Source organism: Rathayibacter sp. CAU 1779, from assembly GCF_054551755.1.
Genome location: NZ_JBTOLK010000001.1, coordinates 1,426,500 through 1,450,461 on the forward strand (window position 1 = coordinate 1,426,500; position 23,962 = coordinate 1,450,461).

Genomic DNA, 23,962 nt, shown 5'->3' on the forward strand with positions numbered 1-23,962 from the left:
AGATTGAGCCGAACGGGGGTGGCGGGCGTGACGACGGATGCCACTGATCCGCGCACGACGGAGCACCCGATGCGGCGCACCGGCTTCGGCATCGCCCTCAACGCCACCGGCCTCGCGGTCGTGACGATCTACCTCATTCAGCAGTGGATCGTCGGCGTGATCCCGTTCTGGACCCTCCCTGTCTCCGCCGTCGCCGTGCTCGCCTGGCTCGTCGCCCTGGCGCTGCCGACGAAGTGGTGGGGCGCGATCCGCGTCTTCCTCTTCATCACCACGGCGTCCGCAGCGGTCGTGGCGTGGCCGACCAACGGCCTGCTCATCATCCCCGTGATCGTCGGCATCCTCGGGATCAGCAGTCCCACCACCGAAGCTCCGTGGCTCGGGTACGCGTTCGCGGCGGTCGCCGCGGTGCTCGTGGCGACAACGCCGATCGTGGCCGCGATCAACGGCGAGGCCGGAGTGACCATCCAGGGCGTGCTCTCCATCGAGTTCGCGGTGCTCATCGCGTTGCTCGGCGGTATCAACCGGCGACAGTCGCGGGCGCGTCAGGCCGCTGCGACAGCGCTGGCGGAGCGCACGGCGACGATGCGTGAGGAGCAGGCGAGGGCATCCGCTCTGGCGGCGCGGCAGTCGCTGGCGCGGGACATGCACGACGTGCTCGCGCACAGCCTGGGCGGGCTGGTGATCCAGCTCGACGCGGTGGAGGCGCAGCTCGAGGCGGGCGAGACCGCCGCCGCCCTCGTGCGGCTTCACGATGCCCGGTCGATGGCCGCCTCCGGTCTCGCCGAGGCGCGACGCGCCGTCGAGGCACTGCGTTCGGCGCCGGATGCTGCGCCCTCCGTCTCCTCCACCGACCTCGCTGCCTCGCTGATCGACCTCGTCGACGCCCACGAACGCCTCGGGGGACGCATCGACTTCGAGCAGCGCGGGACTCCGCACGACGTGCCAGACGTGCTCGCCACCGCACTGCGCCGTGCCCTGCAGGAGTCGCTGAGCAACGCGCGCAAGCACGCGCCGGACGAGCAGGTCACGGTGCGCATCGACTGGACCGCCACGCGGGTCGGACTCACGGTGTCCAACGCCGTGCCGGCGACGATCCCGACGAATCCTCTGGCCACCTCGGGCGGCGGCCGCGGGCTCGCCGGCATGGCGGAGCGGTTCGACGAGCTCCCCGACGGACGGGTGGAGGCGGCACGTGACGGTGACACGTTCGTGGTGAGGGCGACGGCGTCGCTGGGCGCGGAGCCGCGTGCGGGAGCCGCATCCGCGGTGGGTGCCGAGCCCGGGGCGGCAGCCGGATCCGCGGTGGGCGCCGAGAGGGGGGAGAGATGACCGAGTCCGCTCCCGAAGCATCGGAGACCATCCGCGTGCTCGTGGCCGACGATCAGGCCATCGTGCGCGACGGGCTCGTCACGGTGCTCGATCTGCTTCCCGACATCGACGTGGTGGGCGAGGCCGCGGATGGCGAGGAAGCGTGCCGGATGGTCGCCGAGACAGCGCCGGACGTCGTCCTCATGGACCTGCGGATGCCCGTGCTCGACGGATCCGCGGCGACCGCTCGCATCGTGGCGGAGCACCCGGACACCGCAGTGCTCGTCCTCACCACCTACGCCGACGACGCGTCGGTGATGGGTGCGCTGCGCGCCGGTGCCCGCGGATACCTCACGAAGGATGCGTCGCGCGCCGAAGTGGCGGCCGCCGTCCGTTCGGTCGCGCGCGGCCAGACGACGCTGGCCGGTGACGTGGGCGCGCGGCTCATCGGAGGGCTGACCGGAGGGGACCAGGCGGGCCCGCGCGGCGACGGGACGAGCGGAACGGATGCGGCGCAGCCCGCGACGGGGGCCGGCTTCGTGCCGCCGTCCGCTGCCGAGCTGCGCGCCAGACATCCGCAGCTCACCGCACGGGAGGCCGAGGTGCTGGCGCTCGTCGCGGACGGACGCAGCAACGCGGAGATCGCGGCATCCCTCTACGTGAGCGTGGCGACGGTGAAGACGCACATCAACGCGGTGTTCGCGAAGCTTCAGGTGCGCGATCGCGCGCAGGCGATCGCGCTGGCGAGGTCGTAGCCACGGTGAGGACGCGGCCAACACCGGCACCCTCAGCCACGGCGCCCTGATCGCCCTCTCGGTTGCGAACGCGGCCCGGCCCAGCCCGTTCCGTCTCCACCCGCTCGGCCGGTTCCGTCCTCACAGGCTCACCCCGGTGTCGTCTTCACCGGTTCAGCCCGGTTTCGTCTTCACTGGCTCGGCCCGTCTCATCTTCACCGGTTCACCCCGGTTCCGTCTTCACCGGCTCGGCCGGTTTCGTCTTCACCGGCTCGGCCGGTTTCGTCTTCACCGGTTCAGCCCGGTTTCGTCTTCACCGGCTCACCCCGGTCCGTCTTGTCTCCACCTGCTCGGCCCGTCTCGTCTTCACGGGTTCAGCCCGGTCTCGTCTTCACCGGTTCAGCCCGTTCCGTCTTCAGGAGGAGAGCGATGCGGGCCGCTATATGCACTCCGCGGTTCTCAGTGCCTGAACGCGCAACACAACAGGCGACCGGCGACCCTGCGTCCACAGGAGTGTCGTCGCCTGGATCATCCCCAGATCCACGCGTCCAGGGCGTCGCGCGGCGGCACCACTCCACCCTGGAGTGATGCCGCGCCCAGAATCGACGAGAGCATTCCAGTCGCAGACGACCGCCCAGCTGCGGAGAACAGGCCACACGATGAGGGAGATCAGTGGGCTCGTGAACTCGGGCGACCTGCAGAGAGTGCGGCGTGGCTGGTACATGTCAGCGGACGCACACCCCGATGCGGCGGAAGCGGTGTACATCGGCGGTCGGCTCACGGGACCATCGGCTGCTCCACACCATGGCTTCTGGACTCCCGACGACGACCGATTGCACGTGCTGGTCTCGCGGAACGCCTCACGCTTGCGTGTTGCTTTCGATTCCTCCGGATTGCGGGACAGAAGCGGTCGGCTTGTCTGCGTACATTGGGCTCTCGGAACGCCATCGCCGTCGGAGTCGCGTGCGTTCGTCGCGATCTCGGATGCCCGTTCCACTCTCGCGGAGACCGCTCGGTGTCGCCCGCGAGAGTTCGTTGTCACCATGGCGGACTCAGCGCTGCATGAGCGGATCTTGACGAGATCCCAGGTGGCTGCGGCGATCCCCGGCATCGCCGGATGGTGCGATGCGCGCAGCGAATCCGGAACGGAGTCGATGGTTCGGGTGAGGTTGCGATCCCGTGGAATCGCCGTTCGATCCCAAGTGCGGGTGACACGCGATGACCGGGTCGACCTCGTGATCGGGGATCGGCTGATCATCGAGTGCGACAGTGCCGGCTACCACGACGGCTACAACTCGGAGCGCGATTATGATCGCGACCTGCGACTGCTCGAGCGCGGGTTCCTCGTCGTGCGGCTGAAGTATCGACACATCATGTACGACTGGGCCCGAGTCGAACAGATCATCCTGGCGCTTGTGCGCAGCGGCCAGCACTTGTGGTCTCGAGGCGTACGCCGGGGTCGACTGGTCGCTCTTTGATCCACTGTTCGCAGGTGTGTTTCCGCACCGTTGAGCCCCGTCACGCCTGTGTTCCTGCTGTCTCACCCGAGGTGCGGCATCGTCATGTTCCGTCTGTATCGCCCGAGGTACGGCATCGTCATGTTCCGTCTTCAGGAGGAGCGGCCACCGGCACTCATATGGCGCTCGGACCTCCGTTCCTCCTGAAGACGGAACGGGTGACAGGGAACTCGCGCGACCAGGGGGAGAAGGCCACCGGAGAGTGGCGGAGGCTGGCCAGGGGAGAAAGCCACCGGAGAGTGACGGAGGCTGCCCGGGGGGAGAAAGCCACCGGGGAGGGGCGGACGCTGCCCAGGGGGAGAGGCCACCGGAGAGTGGCGGAGGCTGGCGAGGGATGGGCGAGCAGGGCTGACGGGCCGGAACGCTGGCGACGAGGGAATAGATCCCGTCGAACCTGCGCTTATACCCCTAGATGTGGCTCAGGTCAAGAATCCAGTAGACACGACAGCGGATTTGCGCATATACTCGTACTTTGCGCTCCCACACTCATGCCTTCATATTGCGGTCGGCTCTGCGTGTCTCCCGGTGTGTGCATGGGCTAGGTACTTCGGCGCTCTACCAGCTACAGCAGCGAGCTGTGGTGAGTAGGGCCGGGGACCGGTCAGATAGAGCACAACGGCAAGGCACCACTGTAGCGGGAGTCCTCGTCCACATCACAACCTGACCGACAGTCACCCGTGGTCCCCGCCCAGGGACCCCATGGAGGTTATTTCCTTGGCTGCTGCGCGCAACGCATCTTCCACTCCCACTCCCAAGAACGGACGAAACCACTCTCGTCTTTCGTTCGCCAAGATCACCGACACCCTCACAGTTCCAGACCTCCTCGCACTGCAGACGGAGAGTTTCGACTGGCTGGTCGGCAACGACGCGTGGAAGACACGCGTCGCCGAGGCCGAGGCCCAGGGTCGCCAGGATCTGCCGTCTCACAGCGGTCTGGAGGAGATCTTCGAAGAGATCTCTCCGATCGAGGACCTGAGCGAGACCATGCAGCTCTCCTTCACGAACCCCTTCCTGGAGGAGAAGAAGTACTCCATCGACGAGTGCAAGGAGAAGGGCAAGACCTACTCCGCTCCGCTCTACGTCGAAGCGGAGTTCATGAACCACATCACGGGTGAGATCAAGACCCAGACGGTGTTCATGGGCGACTTCCCGCTGATGACGGAGAAGGGCACGTTCATCATCAACGGCACCGAGCGTGTCGTGGTGTCGCAGCTCGTCCGCAGCCCCGGCGTGTACTTCGAGCGCACCCCGGAGAAGACGTCCGACAAGGACATCTACTCGGCTCGCGTCATTCCGAGCCGTGGTGCATGGCTCGAGTTCGAGATCGACAAGCGTGACCAGGTCGGCGTGCGCATCGACCGCAAGCGCAAGCAGTCCGTCACCGTCTTCCTCAAGGCGCTCGGCCTGACCACCGAGGAGATCCTCGAGGAGTTCAAGGGGTTCACGTCCATCGAGCTCACGCTCGAGAAGGACACCATCCTCACGAAGGAAGAGGCCCTCAAGGACATCTACCGCAAGCTGCGTCCGGGCGAGCAGGTCGCCGCGGAGGCCGCACGCGCGCTCCTCGACAACTTCTACTTCAACTCGAAGCGCTACGACCTCGCCAAGGTGGGTCGCTACAAGATCAACCGCAAGCTCGGTCTTGACGCTCCGCTGTCCGACTCGGTGCTCACGAACGCCGACATCATCAAGACGATCAAGTACCTGGTCGCTCTGCACGACCCGACAGCTCCCGGTGTGAAGCAGCTCGGCGAGAACACGTACGCGATCGACGGCACCCGTGGTGGCAAGGCCGCTGACATCCGCCTGGATGTCGACGACATCGACCACTTCGGCAACCGCCGCATCCGCGCGGTCGGCGAGCTCATCCAGAACCAGGTGCGCACCGGCCTCAGCCGCATGGAGCGCGTGGTGCGCGAGCGCATGACCACGCAGGACATCGAGGCGATCACGCCGCAGACCCTGATCAACGTGCGTCCCGTCGTCGCCGCGATCAAGGAGTTCTTCGGAACGAGCCAGCTGTCGCAGTTCATGGACCAGAACAACCCGCTCGCGGGTCTGACGCACAAGCGTCGTCTGTCCGCGCTCGGCCCCGGTGGTCTCTCCCGCGACCGCGCAGGCGTCGAGGTCCGCGACGTCCACCCGTCGCACTACGGCCGCATGTGCCCGATCGAGACGCCTGAAGGCCCGAACATCGGTCTGATCGGCTCGCTCGCATCCTTCGCGCGCATCAACTCGTTCGGCTTCATCGAGACGCCGTACCGTCGCGTGGTGAACGGCAAGGTGACCGAGCAGATCGACTACCTGACGGCATCCGAGGAGGACGACTTCATCGTCGCCCAGGCCAACGCGCCGCTCAAGGCAGACGGTCACTTCTCCGAGGACCGCGTGCTCGCCCGCCAGAAGGGCGGCGAGGTGGACCTCGTTCCCGCCGACCAGATCGGGTACATGGACGTCTCCCCGCGCCAGATGGTGTCGGTGGGTACCTCCCTCATCCCGTTCCTCGAGCACGACGATGCGAACCGCGCTCTCATGGGTGCGAACATGCAGCGTCAGGCGGTTCCGCTGGTGCGCAGCGAGTCCCCGAACGTCGGTACCGGCATGGAGGGCTACGCGGCCATCGACGCCGGCGACGTGCTCACCGCCGAGAAGGCCGGTGTGGTCGCCGAGGTGTCGGCTGATGCCGTCACCATCCAGCTCGACGAGGGCGGAACCCAGACCTACTACCTGCGCAAGTTCGACCGCTCCAACCAAGGCACGAGCTACAACCACCGCGTGGTCGTCAACGCCGGTGAGCGCATCGAGGCCGGCGAGGTCATCGCGGATGGCCCGGCCACCGAGAACGGTGAGCTCGCGCTCGGCAAGAACCTGCTCGTGGCGTTCATGCCGTGGGAGGGCTACAACTACGAGGACGCGATCATCCTCAGCCAGAACCTGGTGAAGGACGACACCCTCTCCTCGATCCACATCGAGGAGTACGAGGTGGACGCCCGCGACACCAAGCTCGGCAAGGAGGAGATCACCCGCGACCTGCCGAACGTCAGCCAGGACCTGCTGGCCGACCTCGACGAGCGCGGCATCATCCGCATCGGTGCCGAGGTTCGCCCCGGCGACATCCTGGTCGGCAAGGTCACGCCGAAGGGCGAGACCGAGCTGTCGGCCGAGGAGCGTCTGCTGCGCGCCATCTTCAACGAGAAGAGCCGCGAGGTGCGCGACACCTCGCTGAAGGTTCCGCACGGCGAGCAGGGCACGGTCATCGGCGTCAAGGTGTTCGACGCGGTCGACGGTGACGACGAGCTCGGCAGTGGCGTGAACCAGCGTGTCGTGGTGTTCATCGCGCAGAAGCGCAAGATCACCGCCGGTGACAAGCTCGCCGGCCGCCACGGCAACAAGGGCGTCATCTCGCGCATCCTGCCGGTGGAAGACATGCCGTTCCTCGCGGACGGCACGCCGGTCGACGTCATCCTGAACCCGCTCGGCGTTCCCGGCCGTATGAACTTCGGCCAGGTGCTGGAGATCCACCTCGGATGGGCGGCCAAGCAGGGCTGGAAGGTCGACGGCAACCCGGCGTGGGCGAAGCGCCTGCCGGATGTCGCACGTGAGGCCGCTCCCGACACCAAGGTGGCGACGCCGGTGTTCGACGGTGCTCTGGAAGAGGAGATCGCAGGTCTGCTCGACTCCACGCTGCCGACCCGCGACGGCGACCGTCTGATCGACCGCTCCGGCAAGACGCAGCTCTTCGACGGCCGCTCCGGCGAGCCGTTCCCGGAGCCCATCTCGGTCGGCTACATGTACATCCTCAAGCTGCACCACCTGGTCGACGACAAGATCCACGCGCGTTCGACCGGTCCGTACTCGATGATCACCCAGCAGCCGCTCGGTGGTAAGGCGCAGTTCGGTGGACAGCGTTTCGGTGAGATGGAGGTGTGGGCCCTCGAGGCGTACGGCGCTGCCTACGCGCTGCAGGAACTGCTCACCATCAAGTCGGACGACATCCTGGGCCGCGTGAAGGTGTACGAGGCCATCGTCAAGGGCGAGAACATCCAGGAGCCGGGCATCCCGGAGTCCTTCAAGGTTCTCATCAAGGAGATGCAGTCCCTCTGCCTGAACGTCGAGGTTCTCGGCGCAGACGGCCAGGCTGTGAGCCTGCGCGACACGGATGACGAGGCTTACCGTGCCGCAGAAGAGCTCGGCATCAACCTGTCCAGCCACTTCGAGTCGTCGTCGATCGACGAGATCTGAAGCCAGCCAGTCCTACTGACGAACTTTCTTACGAGGAGAGAAATTGCTCGACGCAACAACTTTTGACGAGCTGCGTATCGGCCTGGCCACGGCAGACGACATCCGTCGTTGGTCGCACGGTGAGGTCAAGAAGCCCGAGACCATCAACTACCGCACCCTGAAGCCCGAGAAGGACGGTCTGTTCGGTGAGCAGATCTTCGGCCCGTCCCGTGACTGGGAGTGTGCCTGCGGCAAGTACAAGCGCGTGCGCTTCAAGGGCATCGTGTGCGAGCGCTGTGGCGTGGAGGTCACCAAGTCCTCCGTGCGCCGTGAGCGCATGGGCCACATCGAGCTCGCCGCTCCTGTGACGCACATCTGGTACTTCAAGGGTGTGCCGTCGCGTCTCGGTTACCTGCTCGACATGGCGCCGAAGGACCTGGAGAAGGTCATCTACTTCGCCGCCTACATGGTGATCGACGTGGACGACGCCGGTCGTCACGACGACCTTCCTGGCCTGGAGAACGAGCTGCGCCTGGAGATCAAGGCTCTGAGCGACCAGCGCGACTCCCGTGTCGCCGACCGTCTCGCCAAGCTCGAGGGCGACCTCGCTGCTCTGGAAGAGGAGGGCGCGAAGGCGGACCAGAAGCGCCGCACGCGCGACGGTGCCGAGAAGGAGATGTCGCAGATCCGCAAGGGCTTCGACGAGGACATCGCTCGCCTCGAGCGCGTGTGGGAGTCGTTCCGCACCCTCAAGGTGGGCGACCTCAAGCCCGAGGATGCCGACTTCAACGAGCTCGTCGACCGTTACGGCCTCTACTTCACGGCCTTCATGGGTGCCGAGGCGATCAAGAAGCGCCTCGAGGCCTTCGACCTGGTCGCCGAGGCCGAGCTGCTTCGCGAGCAGATCGCAACGGGCAAGGGTCAGAAGAAGATCCGTGCCATCAAGCGACTGCGTGTCGTGAGCTCCTTCCTGGCCACCGGCAACTCGCCGGCCGCGATGGTGCTCGATGTCGTTCCGGTCATCCCGCCGGAGCTGCGCCCGATGGTGCAGCTCGACGGTGGCCGCTTCGCAACGAGCGACCTGAACGACCTGTACCGTCGCGTGATCAACCGCAACAACCGTCTTCGTCGTCTGCTCGACCTCGGTGCTCCCGAGATCATCGTGAACAACGAGAAGCGCATGCTGCAGGAGGCCGTCGACGCGCTGTTCGACAACGGCCGCCGCGGTCGCCCCGTCACGGGCACCGGCAACCGCGCCCTGAAGTCCCTGAGCGACATGCTCAAGGGAAAGCAGGGTCGCTTCCGCCAGAACCTGCTCGGCAAGCGCGTGGACTACTCGGGCCGTTCGGTCATCATCGTCGGACCGCAGCTCAAGCTGCACCAGTGTGGTCTGCCGAAGGACATGGCGCTCGAGCTGTTCAAGCCGTTCGTCATCAAGCGACTGATCGACCTGCAGCACGCGCAGAACATCAAGGCCGCCAAGCGCATGGTGGAGCGCGCGAACCCGCAGGTGTGGGATGTGCTCGAGGACATCATCCGCGAGCGCCCCGTTCTGCTGAACCGTGCGCCGACGCTGCACCGTCTGGGCATCCAGGCGTTCGAGCCGCAGCTCGTGGAGGGCAAGGCCATCCAGCTGCACCCGCTCGTGTGTGCCGCGTTCAACGCGGACTTCGACGGTGACCAGATGGCCGTGCACCTGCCGCTGTCGGTGGAGGCTCAGGCCGAGGCGCGCATCCTGATGCTCGCGTCGAACAACATCCTGAAGCCCTCAGACGGCCGCCCGGTCACCCTGCCCGCGCAGGACATGATCATCGGTCTGCACCACCTGACAACGGTCAAGGAGGGTGCGACGGGTGAGGGACGCGCGTTCTCGTCGGTCTCCGAGGCGATCCTCGCCAAGGACCAGGGCTCGCTCGACCTCAACGCCAAGGTGCGCATCCGTCTGACGGGTCTCTACCTCGCTGAGGAGGATGCCCCAGAGGGCTTCGTGCAGGGCGGCACCGCTCTGCGCGAGACCACGCTCGGTCGCGCCATCTTCAACGAGACCCTGCCGGAGGACTACCCCTTCGTGGAGGATGTCGCCGACAAGGGCAAGCTCTCCTCGATCGTGAACGACCTGGCGGAGCGGTACCCGAAGGTGGAGGTCGCAGCAACGCTCGACCGCATCAAGGACGCCGGTTTCTACTGGGCCGCACGTTCCGGTGTGACCGTCGCGCTCAGCGACATCGTGACCCCGCCCTCGAAGAAGGACATCATCGCCTCCTACGAGAAGAAGGCCGCGAAGGTCCAGAGCGAGTACGAGAAGGGTCTGACCACCGAGGCCGAGCGCCGTCAGGAGCTCATCAAGATCTGGACGGACGCCACCGACGAGGTCGCCAAGGCCATGCGCGAGAACTTCCCGGAGCACAACACCATCAACCGCATGGTGTCCTCCGGTGCTCGCGGTAACTGGCTGCAGGTGCGCAACATCGCAGGTATGCGCGGTCTGGTGAACAACCCGAAGGGTGAGATCATCCCGCGTCCGATCATCTCGAGCTACTCAGAGGGTCTCTCGGTGGCCGAGTACTTCATCGCGACGCACGGTGCACGCAAGGGTCTGGCCGACACCGCCCTGCGTACCGCCGACTCGGGTTACCTGACCCGTCGTCTGGTGGACGTCTCGCAGGATGTCATCATCCGCGAGGCCGACTGCGGCACGACAAAGGGCCTGGACCTCTCGATCGGCGACCGCAACTCCGAGGGCGTGCTGATCCGCGACGAGAACGTGGAGAACTCCGTGTTCGCCCGCACCCTCGCCGCGGACGCCGTTGACGAGAAGGGCACCGTCGTGGCGGAGGCCGGTGAGGACGTCGGCGACGTGCTCATCGACAGGCTGATCGCTGCCGGCATCGAGACGATCCGCGTGCGCTCCGTGCTCACGTGCGAGTCCGCCGTCGGCGTCTGTGCGCAGTGCTACGGCCGTTCGCTCGCCACGGGCAAGCTCGTGGACATCGGCGAGGCCGTCGGCATCATCGCCGCGCAGTCCATCGGCGAGCCGGGAACCCAGCTGACGATGCGCACGTTCCACACCGGTGGTTCGGCATCCGCCGACGACATCACGCAGGGTCTTCCCCGCGTGCAGGAGTTGTTCGAGGCGCGTACCCCGAAGGGCGCGTCCCCGATCGCCGAGGCCGCAGGCCGCGTGCACATCGAGGACACCGACAAGGCTCGCTACGTCGTGCTCACCCCCGATGACGGCGAGGAGGAGCACCGCTACCAGGTGCTCAAGCGCTCCACGCTGCTCGTGGAGGACGGCGACCACGTCGAGCTCGGCCAGCAGTTCATCGTCGGAACGGTGGACCCGAAGGAGGTGCTGCGCGTTCGCGGCATCCGTGCGGTGCAGGAGCACCTCGTGGGCGGCGTGCAGGGCGTGTACCGCTCGCAGGGTGTGCCGATCCACGACAAGCACATCGAGGTCATCGTCCGTCAGATGCTGCGCAAGGTCACCGTGGTCGACCACGGCGAGACCGACCTGTTGCCCGGTGAGTTCGTGGACCGTTCGAAGTACAACGAGATCAACCGAGCCGCGCTTGCGGACGGCAAGAAGACGGCATCCGCTCGCCAGGAGGTCATGGGTATCACCAAGGCCTCGCTCGCAACGGAGTCGTGGCTGTCCGCAGCGTCGTTCCAGGAGACCACGCGTGTTCTCACGCAGGCCGCCATGGAGGGCAAGCGCGATTCGCTGATCGGTCTCAAGGAGAACGTGATCATCGGAAAGCTGATCCCGGCCGGTACGGGTCTGACCCGCTACCGCAACGTGTCGGTGGAGGCCACGGAGGAGGCGAAGGCGGAGCGTTACCCGAACCGCATCTTCACCGACGACACCGTGTTCAACGAGAACGACCTGAGCTTCGTCGACTTCGACAGCTTCAGCTCGGACGACTACACCCCGGGTACCTACAACTGATTGAGGGAGGGGAGGACGAGCTTGCTCGCTCTCCCCTCCACGTGAAGTCTGTGGGCGGCTGAGCCGCGACAGTCGAAGCCCCGCGCCCAACCGGCGCGGGGCTTCGCTGCGTCTGGCCGCCACACAGCAGATCTCGAGCCGTGGCAGATCTCGTGCGGACCGCGACCGGCCTCTAGCCGATGCCTGCTGCGGCACCACTGTTCGGGCCGCGCGACCGCACCGAGCATCACCACTGTCGTGGATCCCATCGCCCGCGAACAGCGATCGGATCGAGATCCTCCCAGAGCAGCGCGGTCCGTCGACCCGCAATCCTTCTCGCGAATGCTCGCCAGACGTGGAGCCGTCGCCCGAACGTTCGTCGCCGGTGCGCCTCGTGCGGCCCCGCCGCGTCGCCTGTTAGCGTGACGAGAGCTGTCTGGGCACCGCCGATCGCAGGGAGCACCGTGAGCAACGAAACGCCGAATTCCCCGCTGGGGAACGAAGAGCCGCTGTCGTCCGACGTCGATCGAGGCGACGACGAGACCGCGGATGCCGCATCCCCCGATCTCGAGCACCTCGCGGACGAGCACGCCGATATCGCAGACGATGAGCACATCGACGGATCCGAACGGTCCGAATCCGTCGGGCATCCCGACGACTACGACGACCGCCAGGACCTCGGCGACGAGGATACGGCCGCTCACGAGCCCGTCAGCGCGAGCGATCACGTCAACGCGACGGCAGCGGAGCAGAGCCCCGCGTTCGACGAGGGCGAGGCATCCAGCGAAACTGCAGCGTCGCCGGAAGCGACCGCAGCGGCGCCCGTCGACAACGGGGCCGACGCCGCTGCGGCCACGGGATCCGACGGCGTGGATGCGCCCGATGCGGTCGTCGGCGACGAGCCGCATCGGATCGACGAGATCCCGACCGACATCGGGGAACCCGAGCCCGCGCTCGAGGCGCCGGAGTCATCATCGGATGCGATCACGGAGACCGAGGGAGATCGGGAGCAGATCCTGCCGCCAGAGCCGTCCGGCCCTGTTCCCGCCGAGGCGGAGGCAGCGACGGTCGCCGCCGGGGGAGCAGTCGCTGGTCAGGCGGTGGCACCCGGGCCGGTGTACGTCACGTCACCGACACCGCCCAAGGCCAAGGGCAACCGGCTGATGGGCATCCTCATCGCCGTGGTGGCCGCCATCGCCTACGCCGTTGTGTTCGCGGCGGTCTCGCTCGGCGTGTTCGCGCTGCGGGGTACGAACGTCGCGATGTCGCTCTGGGAGCGCTACCTGCAGACCGCGGGATTCTGGACGCCCGTCGTCGTCTTCTTCCTCGCCTTCGTGCTGCTCATCGTGATCGTGAACCGCGGCCGCTGGTGGGCGTACATTCTCGGATCGTTCTTCGTCGGGGTCATCGTGTACTTCGGCTACCTCGGCGGCGCGTTGCTCACGGTGCAGGCGTGGAAGCTGACGCCGGAAGGCGCGAGCCAGTTCATCGGCACCCTGTGGATCAACCCGCTGACATTCGCGTCTGCGGTGGTGGCCCGCGAGGCCGCGCTGTGGTTCGGCGGCTGGGTCTCGATCAGGGGGCGTCGCGTCCGCGAAGCTAATCTGGAGGCGCGGCGCCAGCACGAGGAACGGCTCGCGGCGGGCCCGACGGTCGGCTCGTCGGCCTGAGCCGAGGCACGCGAACGTCGAGGTTCGAGATCCCCGCGGCCGGCGCGTGACGCGCCGCAGCACCCATGGACTTCCGCCGCTACGCATCCGCTCTCGCCGCCTTCGCCACGATCTTGTACGTGGCCCTGCTGATCGGCGCGCTCGGCGTGCTCAGCCTGGTGCTGGAACGGGACGTGATCGCGGATCCGGATGCCGGCATCCTCGCCGGTCCGATCGCGTGCGCAGTCGCAGCCGCCGTCGTGCTCACCGGGCTGCTCGTGCGGGCGCTGCGCGTTCCGCAGCACGAGCACGACATCGCGCTCGGCGTCGCGTTGCTGCTCGGGGCCGGATCGTACGTGGGATATGGGCTCGGCGGCGCGGTCGTCGTGGGGCTCACGGACCCCTACCGCTTCCTGCCGTTCCTCCTCGAGGAGCTCATCGGTCCGTTCGCGGCCGCGGCGGGCATCCTGTCGCTGATCGTCGTGCTGCTCGACATGATCGTGCTGTCGTCCAGGATCGACGAGCGCGGGCGCCCGCGGTGGCCGTGGGAGAAGCGGGACTAGGAGCCTCGGGCGTCGGTCCACGTGCTCGAACCTGCGTTGCCCGTCTGGTGCGGGCTCTTTGGCTGATCAAGGGCCGACTCGTCGTGCGTTCGGACTCCGAGGGAATCGTCGATCACACATACTTGACAGCATGAGTACTTGATCTGATACAGTACTAGACATGACATCGAACACCGGACCCGCCGGCGCCCCAGGCGCGCCCGATTCCGGGTCGTCCGCATTCGCGGCGGACCTGCTGCGCGGTCACACCGACACGATCGTGCTCGGCGTGCTGCGCAGCGGCGACAGCTACGGCTACGAGATCCACAAGGCCATCCGGGATGCCGCGGGCGGCGAGTACGAGATCAAGGAGGCCACGCTGTACGCGGCCTACCGTCGGCTCACCAAGGACGGCCTCATCGAGCCGTACTGGGGAGACGAGACACAGGGCGGCCGCCGCAAGTACTACCGCATCACCGATGCGGGCCGCGCCGTGTACACCACCAACGTCGCGGCCTGGATCGCCACCCGCCGCATCATCGACTCCCTCCTCGACGCGAAGGAACGCTGACATGAACACCGACATCCACCGTCTGCTCGACGAGGCGTTCGCCGGCGTCGAGATGACCCCCGAAGCGCAAGACCTGAAAGAAGAGGTCCGCGCCAACCTGGTCGCCAGGGTCGATGACCTCGAGGCGTCCGGCGTCGCATCCGGGGAGGCCGCGCGCCGCGCCATCGCCGAGCTGGGCGACGTGCGCGACCTGCTCGACGAAGCGGAAGCCGCGCCACAGGGCGGCACATCCAGCACGCCGTCGGGACGGCCCGCTCTGTACGGCTACGCGGCGCTTGCCACGCGGAACCGGGTGCGTCCGAAACCCGGATTCGTGGTGCGCACCGTCGTGTGGTCCGTCATGATCGTCGTCGGCGTGACGCTCTGCACCCTCGGCGCGACGGGTGTGCTGCCCCTGTCTGCGGGTCCGGTCATCGCGCTGCTGGGTCTCGCGTCCACCGGGCTCGGGTTGCTCGTCGGCGACTCGCTGGCCCAGGAGACGACGACGAATCACCCGATGCCGCAGTATCGCGCCGGTGGTTACGGACTCGCCACCTTCCTCGCCCTGTACGGGCTCGGGTGGGTCGGACTCGTCGCTCTACAGGCGGTGCCCATCTGGTGCATCGTCTTCGCCGCGCTCGGCGTGATCGCCTCGATCATCCTCTACGCGTTCCTCGGCGCAACTCAGACCAACAGGCACAAGGCCTGGACCAGGGTCGCGCACGACACGATGCCGCCGAACCGGTTCGACGAGCATCCCGAGGTCGCGGCCCGCTTCGGCATCTACACCGCCGTCATCTGGATCCTCACCTTCGTCCTCATCGCCGTGCTGGTCTTCACGGTCGGCTGGTGGTGGGCTCCCGTCGCCTTCGTCGGCGGACTGGCGGTCATGCTGCTGCTGCTCGCGCGCATGCTCTTCGGCCACGGCGACGACACCCACAGCGACGACTCGGGGCGCTGACCCGGGGCGCCGACCAGGGTGCTCCCCGGGGCGGACCCACCGTCTGCACAACAAGAACCCGGGGCGGACGCACCGTCTGCACAACAAGAACCCTGAACGAAAGGGATGTTCGTCATGCCTGAAAACACCCTCGCGGTCGAGGTCGCCGACCTCGCCAAGACCTATCGCGGTCCGCACCGCACGCCGGTGCGCGCCCTGCGCGGCCTCACCTTCCAGGTGCCGGCCGGCATCGTGTTCGCGATGCTCGGACCCAACGGCGCCGGCAAGTCCACCACGACCAAGATCCTCACGACGCTGAGCCGTCCGAGCGGCGGATCCGCGCACATCGACGGCATCGACGTCGTTCGGCGTCCGGCCGAGGTGCGCCAGCACATCGGCTACGTGTCCCAGGGCGCGAGCACGGACCCGCTGCTCACCGGAACGGAGAACCTGATGCTCGCCGGTCGCCTGCGCGGCATGGCGGCGACGGATGCCAGGGCACGGGCATCCGCTCTGCTGAACGAGTTCGGGCTCGGCGACACCGCAGATCGCCCGGTCGGCAAATTCTCCGGCGGCATGCGGAGGCGGCTGGATGTCGCTGCCGCACTCGTGCACGCCCCTCGCGTGCTCTTCCTCGACGAGCCGACCACCGGTCTCGACCCCGAAGCGCGGGCGGCGATGTGGAGCGAGATCCGCAGGCTGTCGGCCGAGCGCGCGATCACCGTGATCCTCACAACCCACTACCTGGAGGAGGCGGACCGCCTCGCCGACGACGTGATGATCATCGACCACGGAACAAAGGTCGTCGGCGGAAGCCCCGACGAGCTCAAGTCGTCCCTCAACGGCGACACGTTGCGCGTCACGCTCGTGGAGCCCGACGTCGAGCGCGTGCGGCGTGCCGCGGCATCCGTGTTCGGGCTCCGCGACGTGGTCGTCGAGTCCGAAGGGACGAGCGGGCAGCTCGTCGCACGTACGGACGACGCCTCATCAGCTGTCGCCCCGACGATCGCCGCGCTCGAGTCCGCCGGTGTCGTGTTCGGGGCGGTGTCGGCATCCAGGCCGAGCCTCGACGACGTGTACCTGCACTACGCCGGCCGGTCGTTCGACCGCGCCGACTCCGGAACGGATGCGTCGGGTCGAGCAGGCGCAGCGGCATCCACTTCCGCAGAATCCGGCCCAGCAGCATCGACTGCCCAGCACGCCTCCTCGAAGGGAGAAGCAGCATGACCACCGCACTCGCACAGACCGTTCCCGCCCACCCGGTGCGCTCCGGATGGCTCACCCAGACCGCACAGATCACCGGACGCTGGCTCATCAACGTGCGCCGCCAGGTGTGGGGTGCCGCATTCTCACTCGTGCAGCCGATCGTCTGGATCCTGCTGTTCGGCCAGGTGTTCTCGTCGCTGGGCAAGCTGCCCGGCTTCGCCGGCACCGACTACGTCACGTTCCTCGTGCCCGGCGTGCTCATGATGACCGTGCTGTACAGCGGCGCGTGGGCCGGGACCGGATACATCGACGACATGAAGTCCGGCGTGATGGACCAACTGCTCACCGCTCCGGTCGCCCGCACGGCAATCATCACCGGACAGCTTGTGCAGCAGCTCATCATCTGCCTCGCGCAGTCGATCGTCGTGCTGCTCATCGGCTGGCTGGGCGGCGCGAGCTACCCGGGAGGCGTTGGCGGTATGGCACTCGCCCTGCTCGCGGCGCTGCTGCTGGCGACCATCTTCTGCTCGCTGTCCACGGCCGCCGCGCTCACCGCCCGCAACCAGGTGGCGCTCATCGGCATCTCGCAGATCGTGGTGCTGCCGGTGACCTTCCTCTCCACCACGATGATGCCGGCATCCCTCATGCCCGACTGGGTGCAGAACGTGTCGAAGTACAACCCCATGACGTGGTCGGTCGACCTGGCGCGCAACACGCTCGCCGGAACGACGGATACCGCGGCCTGGTGGCACGTCGGCGGCCTCGTGCTCCTCGCGGTGCTGGCCTACGTCTGGTCGGTGCGCGCCCTGCGCGGATACCAGCGGAGCCTGTAGGGGCGCTGCGGCGCCCTACGCCGCGGTGCCGCTTCGCTGCGGCGCCGACGGCGGAGCGTCCCGACATTAGAACGCCGCGGGCACGCGGCCCCTGGACCCCTGGACCCCTGGACCCCTGGACCCCTGGACCCCTGTGTGTTCGGCTGTCCCTTGATGCCGCGTGCGAACTTTGAACCCGACACGAAGGGACAGCGGAGCGGCGGGTCAGCGACTCGCACTGCGCTCGGACGTCCCTTGATGCCGCGTGCGAACCTTGGACCCGACACGAAGGGACAGCGGAGCGGGCGGCGACGGAGCGGGAGCGGTCTGCGCCACGGCTGAGGTGGATAACGGACGACACGACGACTCGAAGCACGCCATTCTGTCCGGCATGCGCCCAGGTCCACTGCCGCCCCACCTCGGATCCTCCTTCTCCGTCGTCGACGCGATCGCATCGGGCGCGACGGCGCGGCGGATGCGAGCATCCGACCTCGAGATCCCCTTCCGCGGGGTGCGACGTCGCCTCGTGATCAACGGCCTCGCGGATGCCGGCCCCGCCCGCTCCGTCGCTGGCCGTTCCGACGCAGGCCTCTCCGACACCGGCCGCTCCGACGCTGCGAGTCGGCCGGCAATAGGCGCCGCGCGCGCCGCGGAGGCCCGCATCCTGGCGAACGCTCGGGCTTATGCCCACTGCATGACGGAGCACGAGTTCTTCAGCCACGTCACCGCCGCAGTCATCTGGGGGATCCCGCTGGCGTACGCGGCGATCCGCGACTCACGGGTGCACGTGAGCGTCATGGCGCCGCACCGTGCCTCCAAACGACTCGACGTCGTCGGGCATCAGGCCCGAGCGGGACTCGTGACGGTGTGCACTCATCCCGTGACGGGACTGCGGGTCTCGAGCCCGGCATCGACGTGGGCGAGTCTCGCAACGGTGCTGACGCATCCGTACGACCTTGTGGCGGCAGCGGATGCCGTCGTGCACGTACCGCGGATGCCCGGCGGGTTCGCCTTTTCGGCAGGGGAGCGCACCGAGCCGCTCGCCACCATCGATGACCTCGGATCCTGCGTCACGGCTGGGCGCCGAGTCGGGATCCGCGCGCTGCGCGTAGCCCTGCCCAGGGTGCGGACGGGCGCAGCCTCGCGTCCCGAAACCTGGACCCGCCTCACCATTCTCGATGCCGGTCTGCCGGAGCCGGTCCTCGATCACGATGTCTTCGACGAGCACGGAACGTTCGTGGCGTGCGTCGACCTGGCATATCCCGAACTGCGGATCGCCATCGAATACGACGGAGGCCAGCACCGCACCGATGCCCAGCAGTGGGCGAGGGACATCGACCGGCTCGAAGCGCTCGCCGCGCTCGGCTGGCACGTCATCCGGGTGGACCGCCGTCTCCTCTTCGAGAGGCCCCGTGAGCTGGCGCGTCGTGTCGCTGCGGCTCGCGCCCGTCGAGGTGCGTAGCCCGCACCGTCTCGCGTTCCCGTCTCGCATTCCGCTCCCCTCGTTCCGCGCCGTCCCCTCCCGGCCCGGCCCGTCCTGTCCCGTCTTCGCGCGGCCTGAATGCGCGGCGTTCCGCTGTCCCTTCGTGTCGCATACCTGTGCCGCATCCGACACGAAGGGACAGCGGAAGACCGCGGGACGGATGGGGCGGCGTGCGGGGTTGCGACGCACGTCGCTACGATGCGCGATGCTCCGCTGTCCCTTGGTGCCGCTTCCAGACGTGGCACCCGACACGAAGGGACAGCGGAACGCGTGGGGTGCGGGGACTGGATGGGAGGGGACGGGATGGGACGGGACGGGATGCGATGGGAGGGGACGAGATGCGATCGGACGGGATACGAGGGGGTGGGGTCGTGGCGGAGCGGCGCGACGGCGCCACGTGAGCCGGCGGCGGTGAACCGCGCTGTCTGACCTCGTCCGCGTCACCGGTAGGGTGGACGGGTCGCGGCGGACGCTTCCCGCGACATCGGTCACGCGAATCTCGCGGCACCGCCCCGGTCCTCCTGGAGTCCCCGCCATGCGCCTCAAGCTGACGCTCAACCGGCCGTCCGGCCAGCCCGCAGACATCGTCGTGACCTCGGATGCCGCTGCCAGCATCTCCGAGATCGCCGCGGCGATCGCCCGCCTCGACCCCACCGCCGCGAACAGTGCAGGAATGGGACAGGCATCCGCTTCCGCTGCGCTCACGCTGCACGCCGCGCTCCCCGGTCAGACGGAGTGGGTGCTTCTGCCCCCGGATGCTCCCGTCGGCGAGGCCTGGATCGCGAGCGGCGCGGTGGTGCAGCTCGCCGACGCCGGCCTGCACTACACGCCCAAGAGCCTGGGCAGGGGCGCACAGGTGGCGACGCTGCGCGTCGTGCGCGGTCCGGATGCCGGCAGCGAGTTCCCCGTCACGCTCGGCACCACGGTGCTCGGCCGCGACCCCGGGTGCGACATCGTGCTGCACGACGACCTCGTCTCCAAGCGGCACGTGCGCTTCGAGGGATCGGACGCCGTCGAGGTGATCGACCTCGGCAGCGCGAACGGCATCGTGGTCGACGGCGGCATCGTGCCGCGTCTGCGCGTGACCCGTGAGGAGACGATGCTCATCGGCGACTCCGAGGTGGTGCTGACGATCACGGATCGGCAGGCGCTCGCCGGAGTCGCGCCGAAGGCGGGTCCGGTGTTCTTCAACAGGTCGCCGAAGGTCGAAGCGCGGTACGCGGGCGTTGACTTCGCGGCGCCCGAGGTTCCTGCGCCGTCCGAGCCGGGTCCGTTCCCGCTGCTCGCGATGATCGCGCCCCTGCTGATGGGCGGCGCGATGTTCATCTTCACGAAGAACCCGACCTCGCTGCTCTTCGTCTTCATGTCGCCGATCATGATGATCGGCAACTTCATGACCACGAAGACGCGCGACAAGCGACGGCTCAAGAAGTCGATCGCCCAGTTCGACGAGAGGCTCTCCAGTCTCACGGACGAGCTCGCCTCCGAGCACGAGAAGGAGCACAGCACCCGGCTGCTGGAGTCGCCGTCGACGCAGGACGCCTTCGATCAGGCCGTCCGCAGGGGACCGCTGCTGTGGACCAGGCGTCCCGAGCACTGGTCGTTCCTCAACGTCCGACTCGGCATCGGCTCGATGAAGAGCCGCAACACCGTCAAGACGGGTGGCAGGGGAGAGATCCTCCGCGAGTATCAGGAGCGCCTCGACGAGGTCGTCGACAACCACAAGACCATCGCCGATGTGCCGATCATCGACAACCTGTACGACTCGGGAGCGCTCGGCATCGCCGGTTCGCCGGAGCAGGCCATCGGCAGCCTGAACTCGATCCTGGTGCAGCTCACGTCACTGCATTCGCCGGCGGAGCTGGCCGTCGCCGCCATCGTGTCTCCGCGCTGGTCGCGGGAGCTGGAGTGGCTGAAGTGGATGCCGCACACCTCCAGCCCGCAGTCCCCGATCGAGACCGTGCACCTGGCGGACAGCGCGTCCAGCGGCGCGAACCTGCTGTCCGCACTCGAGGGTGTGATCGAGCAGCGTCTCGCCGCTGACCGGTCCGGCAGCCGACGTCGCGGTGCCATGGTGACGGATTCCGCGGCGCTCGAGCGCGGCGCGGAGGTCGGCAAGGACTCCGCATCGCAGGGCACCCAGTCGCCGATCCCCGCCGTCGTCGTGCTGATCTCCGACGACGCAGCGGTGGATCGCGCTCGGCTGGTGCAGCTGGCCGAGCGCGCGGCGGATGCGGGCGTGTATCCGGTCTGGATCGCGAACGACGTGCCGGCGCTGCCGGCCGTGTGCCGCACGTACCTGGAGCTCGGCGATCAGCAGGGGCGTGGCCGAGTCGGATTCGTGCGTCTGGGCGAGACCATCGACGATGTCGTCACCGAGGTGGTGGACGGAAGGCAGGCCATCGAGTTCGCCCGGCGCATGGCATCCGTCATCGATGCGGGCGCACTGGTGGCCGACTCGAGCGACCTGCCGCGCAGCGTCTCGCTCGTCACCCTGCTGGGACACGAGCTCGTGGAGAGCAGCGACGCCGTCGTCGACAGGTGGCGCCAGAACAACTCGATCCATGACCGCAGCGGTGAGGCGCCCACTCCGCGCCGCGCAGGAACCCTGCGGGCCACGATCGGATCAGGCGGTGTGGATGTCATGCACCTCGACCTGCGCACGCAGGGCCCGCACGCGCTGGTCGGCGGCACGACGGGTGCCGGCAAGTCGGAGTTCCTGCAGGCCTGGGTGCTCGGCATGGCCGCCGAGTACAGCCCCGATCGCGTCACGTTCCTCTTCGTCGACTACAAGGGCGGATCCGCGTTCGCGGACTGCGTCACGCTCCCGCACTGCGTCGGCCTTGTCACAGACCTGAGCCCGCACCTCGTGCGCCGCGCGCTGACGAGCCTTCGGGCCGAGCTGCACTACCGGGAGCACCTGCTCAACCGCAAGAAGGCCAAGGACCTGCTCGAGCTGGAGAAGCGCGGTGACCCCGACAGCCCGCCGGCGCTGGTGCTCGTCATCGACGAGTTCGCGGCGCTCGTGGGCGAGGTGCCCGAGTTCGTCGACGGCGTCGTCGACATCGCCCAGCGTGGACGCTCGCTCGGCATCCATCTGATCATGGCGACGCAGCGCCCTGCCGGCGTGATCAAGGACAACCTGCGCGCGAACACGAACCTCCGTGTGGCGTTGCGGATGGCCGACGAGTCCGACTCCGAAGACGTCGTGGGCATCAAGGAGGCTGCACATTTCGATCCCGGGATCCCCGGACGCGGTGTGGCGAAGACCGGACCAGGGCGACTCGCGCAGTTCCAGTCCGGATACGCGGGCGGATGGACCACCCGCGAGCCCGAGCGTGCAGGCATCGAGGTGGCGGAGCTCCGCTTCGGGTCCGAGCTCAAATGGGAAGAGGCGAAGACGGCGGATGTCGTCGAGCAGCGCGACCTCGGACCCACCGACCAGCAGCGTCTGGTGGCTTCCATGATCGGGGCGCAGCAGCTCGCGCGCATCCCTTCTCCGCGCCGACCCTGGCTCGATGAGCTCGCAGCCGTCTACGACCTCGGCCTGCTCCGTCAGCGCACGGACTCCGAGCTGCTGCTCGGCGTCTCCGACGTGCCGCAGCAGCAGGAGCAGATCCCGGTGTACTACCAGCCAGACGTCGACGGGCACCTGGCGATCGTCGGCACCGGCGGCTCCGGCAAGTCGGCCGTGCTGCGCACGCTCGCGGATGCCGCGGCCATCACCCCGCGCGGCGGCCCCGTGCACGTGTACGCGCTCGACTTCGGCGCCGGCAGTCTGCGGATGCTCGACCAGCTCCCGCACGTCGGATCCGTCATCACGGGCGACGACGTCGAGCGGATCATCCGCCTGTTCCGCATGCTGCAGGGCGAGCTGGAGCGGCGCGGTCCGGCGTACGCCGAGGCCAACGCGTCGAACATCACGGAGTACCGGCAGCTCGCGGCGCGACCGGATGAGCCGCGCATCCTGCTCCTCATCGACGGCTTCCCGAACTTCCGCGAGGACTTCGAGATCCCTGCGGGACGCTCGCAGTGGTACGACGTCTTCAAGGACATCCTGTCCGACGGCCGCCAGCTCGGCATGCACGTGGCGCTCACCGTGGATCGGCCGGGCGCGCTGCCGTCGTCGGTCGCAGCGGCCATTCAGCGCAAGGTGGTGCTGCGGCTCGCCGACGACAGCTACGGCATGCTCGAGGTGCCCAGCGACATCCTGTCGCCTGCGTCGGCTCCCGGGCGGGCGATCGTGGACGGTCTCGAGACGCAGATCGCGATCCTGGGCGGCAGCACGTCGGTCTCGGACCAGTCGAACGCGACCCGCAAACTGGCCGAGGCCATGCGGCGGGCGGGCATGGGCGACGCGCCGGCGATCGGCTCGCTGCCGAAGGAGTACGCGGCCGGCGCGCTGCCGTCCGCGATCGAGGGCATGCCGGTCATCGGACTCGGCGACGTGGACCTCGGACCGTACCCGTTCGAGCCCAGCGGCACCCTGCTGCTTGCCGGACCGCCGGCAAGCGGTCGCACGAACGCCCTCGCCTGGCTGGCGAGGAGTGTCAACGCCTTCGATCCCGAAACCCGGTGCTACTACCTCGGGAACCGGCGCTCGCCGGTCGGATCCCTGCCGTTCTTCGTGGATGTCGCGACGACGCCGGACGAGATCGCCGCCCTTGGCCGCAGCCTCGCCGCCGCCATGGCGGATGAGGACACGGAGGGCCGTATCGCCGTCTTCGTCGAAGCTCTCGGGGACTTCCTGCAGACGCCGGCGGACGGCGCGATCGTCGAGCTCGCCAAGGCGGCCAAGCGCAGTGACCACCTCGTCGTCGCTGAGGCGGAGGGATCCGCCTGGGGCTCGTCGTGGCCGTTGATGGGCGAGTTCAAGAACGGCAGGCGCGGACTCCTGCTGCAGCCGGATTCGATGGAGGGCGACCTTCTGCTGAAGACGGCGCTGCCGCGGATGGCGCGCGCGGAGTTCCCGCCCGGTCGAGGCGTCTACATCGCCAAGGGCAAGTTCGCCAGAGTGCAGTTGCCGCTCGTCGAGTCGTGATCGCGGATGGGGAGTGGTCCCCATCGTGTCGGCA

At 67.9% G+C, this 23,962-nt stretch carries 13 protein-coding genes; all 13 read left to right on the forward strand.

Annotated elements, in window-relative coordinates; genetic code table 11:
• Window positions 1-3 precede the first annotated feature (3 nt).
• Window positions 4-1,329, forward strand: a complete 1,326-nt coding sequence (locus tag ACX9R5_RS06485) for a sensor histidine kinase (RefSeq protein ID WP_459408182.1) — start codon at window positions 4-6, stop codon at window positions 1,327-1,329.
• Window positions 1,326-2,063, forward strand: coding sequence for a response regulator (locus tag ACX9R5_RS06490; RefSeq protein ID WP_459408183.1), 738 nt, complete (start codon window positions 1,326-1,328; stop codon window positions 2,061-2,063). The genes ACX9R5_RS06485 and ACX9R5_RS06490 overlap by 4 nt, the downstream gene beginning before the upstream one ends.
• 1,187 nt (window positions 2,064-3,250) lie before the next feature.
• A complete protein-coding gene (locus tag ACX9R5_RS06495) occupies window positions 3,251-3,520 on the forward strand; it encodes a DUF559 domain-containing protein (RefSeq protein WP_459408184.1) in 270 nt (89 codons plus the stop codon).
• Between the two features lie 753 nt (window positions 3,521-4,273).
• Window positions 4,274-7,801 carry a DNA-directed RNA polymerase subunit beta gene (gene rpoB, locus ACX9R5_RS06500; RefSeq protein ID WP_459408185.1) on the forward strand — a complete coding sequence of 1,176 codons (3,528 nt, stop codon included), beginning with the start codon at window positions 4,274-4,276 and terminating at the stop codon, window positions 7,799-7,801.
• A gap of 43 nt (window positions 7,802-7,844) precedes the next feature.
• The gene (gene rpoC, locus ACX9R5_RS06505; RefSeq protein WP_459408186.1) at window positions 7,845-11,726 is read left to right on the forward strand and encodes a DNA-directed RNA polymerase subunit beta'; all 3,882 of its coding nucleotides are present in this window, start codon (window positions 7,845-7,847) and stop codon (window positions 11,724-11,726) included.
• 443 nt (window positions 11,727-12,169) lie between these two features.
• On the forward strand, window positions 12,170-13,375 hold the full coding sequence (locus ACX9R5_RS06510) for a hypothetical protein (RefSeq protein ID WP_459408187.1): 1,206 nt from the start codon (window positions 12,170-12,172) through the stop codon (window positions 13,373-13,375).
• Between the two features lie 65 nt (window positions 13,376-13,440).
• A complete protein-coding gene (locus ACX9R5_RS06515; protein WP_459408188.1) occupies window positions 13,441-13,917 on the forward strand; it encodes a DUF6121 family protein in 477 nt (158 codons plus the stop codon).
• 160 nt (window positions 13,918-14,077) lie between these two features.
• Window positions 14,078-14,467 (forward strand): PadR family transcriptional regulator, encoded by a 390-nt coding sequence (locus tag ACX9R5_RS06520; RefSeq protein ID WP_459408189.1) that lies wholly within the window; start codon window positions 14,078-14,080, stop codon window positions 14,465-14,467.
• A 1-nt stretch (window position 14,468) separates the two neighbouring features.
• On the forward strand, window positions 14,469-15,407 hold the full coding sequence (locus ACX9R5_RS06525) for a permease prefix domain 1-containing protein (protein WP_459408190.1): 939 nt from the start codon (window positions 14,469-14,471) through the stop codon (window positions 15,405-15,407).
• Between the two features lie 114 nt (window positions 15,408-15,521).
• Window positions 15,522-16,613: an ABC transporter ATP-binding protein gene (locus ACX9R5_RS06530; protein ID WP_459408191.1), complete on the forward strand. Its 1,092-nt coding sequence runs from the start codon at window positions 15,522-15,524 to the stop codon at window positions 16,611-16,613.
• Window positions 16,610-17,425, forward strand: coding sequence for an ABC transporter permease (locus ACX9R5_RS06535; RefSeq protein ID WP_459408192.1), 816 nt, complete (start codon window positions 16,610-16,612; stop codon window positions 17,423-17,425). Before ACX9R5_RS06530 ends, ACX9R5_RS06535 begins: the two co-directional genes overlap by 4 nt.
• 370 nt (window positions 17,426-17,795) lie before the next feature.
• Window positions 17,796-18,866 carry an endonuclease domain-containing protein gene (locus ACX9R5_RS06540; RefSeq protein ID WP_459408193.1) on the forward strand — a complete coding sequence of 357 codons (1,071 nt, stop codon included), beginning with the start codon at window positions 17,796-17,798 and terminating at the stop codon, window positions 18,864-18,866.
• A gap of 556 nt (window positions 18,867-19,422) precedes the next feature.
• Window positions 19,423-23,928 carry an FtsK/SpoIIIE domain-containing protein gene (locus tag ACX9R5_RS06545; RefSeq protein WP_459408194.1) on the forward strand — a complete coding sequence of 1,502 codons (4,506 nt, stop codon included), beginning with the start codon at window positions 19,423-19,425 and terminating at the stop codon, window positions 23,926-23,928.
• Window positions 23,929-23,962 lie beyond the last annotated feature (34 nt).